This window comes from Paeniroseomonas aquatica, assembly GCF_030409335.1.
GTDB classification, from domain to species: Bacteria; Pseudomonadota; Alphaproteobacteria; order Acetobacterales; family Acetobacteraceae; genus Belnapia; species Belnapia aquatica.
On the sequence record NZ_JAUFPN010000049.1, the window covers coordinates 1 to 1,742 of the forward strand.

2 protein-coding genes are annotated in these 1,742 nt (G+C 62.6%); both read right to left on the bottom strand.

Features of this window, described 5'->3' with window-relative positions:
* A partial coding sequence (locus QWZ14_RS05825) for a glycoside hydrolase family 16 protein (RefSeq protein ID WP_290315690.1) occupies positions 1 to 723 on the bottom strand: 723 nt, incomplete at its 3' end.
* Positions 724 to 1,185: 462 nt separating this feature from the next.
* Positions 1,186 to 1,461, bottom strand: a complete 276-nt coding sequence (locus tag QWZ14_RS05830; RefSeq protein WP_290315691.1) for a hypothetical protein — start codon at positions 1,459 to 1,461, stop codon at positions 1,186 to 1,188.
* Positions 1,462 to 1,742 lie beyond the last annotated feature (281 nt).

Sequence of the window (1,742 nt, forward strand, 5' to 3'; positions counted from 1 at the left end):
GCCGCCGGTGCCGGTCCACTGGGACATGACCACGTTGTCGATATAGGTTGTGACCACGCTCGGCGTGGTGCTGTCGGGAGCACCGCCGAGCCAGTCCTCGCCCTGGGCAGCGACGTAGCCCATGGCGCCGAAGCCCATGGCGGTGTCCGGGATGGCCGCGGCATCGGTCCAGCGCGCCACAACTTGGCCATCGACCTTGATGGTGACCTCGTTTGGCAGCCAGGTCATGGCGTAGCGGTGGGTTTTGCTGGGATCGATGGTGCTGAAGATCGAGCTGTACTGGTGCGAGCCGTCGGCGCCCTCCCAGTGGGAGCTGTGCATGGCTTGGTTCTTTGGCGCCTCGAGGATGTCGATCTCGCCGTCGCGCGGCCAAGTATCCGAAACCGGCCACATCAGGATCGCGGCCTGGGTCCCCTGGGCCGCCTCGACGCGGGCATCGAACTCAACGGTGCCATAGGTGATCGACTGGCCGGCCTGCATGCTGTTGAAACCGCCCGCAGTCCAGGAGCCATCGGCTTGGCGGGTGTCGGTGACCTGCATCTCGCCGTTGCGGACGTTGACGTCGCTTGAGCTCCAGGTGAAGGCGCCGTTCCAGTAGGTGCCGCCGTTATAGCCGTAGCCCCAGTTGGAGGCCTTGTAGCCGGCGCTGAAATCATCGGCGAGAACGACCTTGTAGGTATTCCCAGCGGCGTCCGTGGCGATCGAACCGATGGAGGCAACCATAGCTAAATACTCCACTTTTCCGTGAGAAACGCGTTTGTGAACGTTATCTGCGAAGGAAGGTGTGCCGTATTCAACTACTGATTGCAATCACGGAATCGTGTAATCACGTTTCACATATTATGAGCGGTTTCTTAACGACGAATAAAGTTTAGCAAGACATTGAAATTGTTATATAATGTTGTGGATAGTAGGCTGAGTCTGCCAAGCCCAGACGCGTTTGGCCCGGGTAGAGTTCGCGGCCAAACGATCTCTCCGCGCATCACCTATTGGTTGAATAAGGCCGCAAGGCTCGGGGCAGGTCAGCCCAATCGTTGGCCGGTGCAGCTGTCCGGCAACTGGCGCAAAGCCTGGGGCAGGCCTCGCCCGTGGCGCTCGACAACTGCAGGATCAGCCGTTCCACCGTACGTTTCAGCGCCCTGACCCGGCCGGCACGGGCCTGGGACGTCATGGCGTCCAGCCTGTTCAGGGCCGCAAGCACCGGCTTCTCGTCCAGCCCGTGACCATACCGGTGAGCTCGGCACTGACCGTCCGCCAGGCGCCCGCCAGGTCCGTCTGGCTGTCATCCACCTGATGCAGCAAGGACGGCGCAGCGTTCGAATGGTCGAAGAAGCGGTCGCCCAGTTCGGCCTGTCGCAGCACTACGCGGGCCAGCTCGATGCGCCACGGGCTGCGGGACAAGCGACGCGAGACAGTCGCGGTCAGGGTTAACCCGAGAGCTGCGTGCACCTCCCGGCACATCCGTCTGTCCTAATGCGTTAATTTTTCGCCAGTTGCGCAACCTTCGCGCGCTGACCCACCTTCACGGTTGGAAACGAGCCGTGTCAGTCATGCGACGTGCCACAGCGCTCGGCCGGAACGTGCCCCTGACGGGTGTCCTGCGCCTGCGTCGCGATCGGCGTGGTTACGGTCGCGAGGAGGGCGGTTCGGCGGTGGGTCATGGGAAGCTAACCTTCTCTCTCGGCTGGCGTTGCGCGCCTGGCATCCGGGGCCGTCGGCCGATATGAGTAGGAGACTGCCAC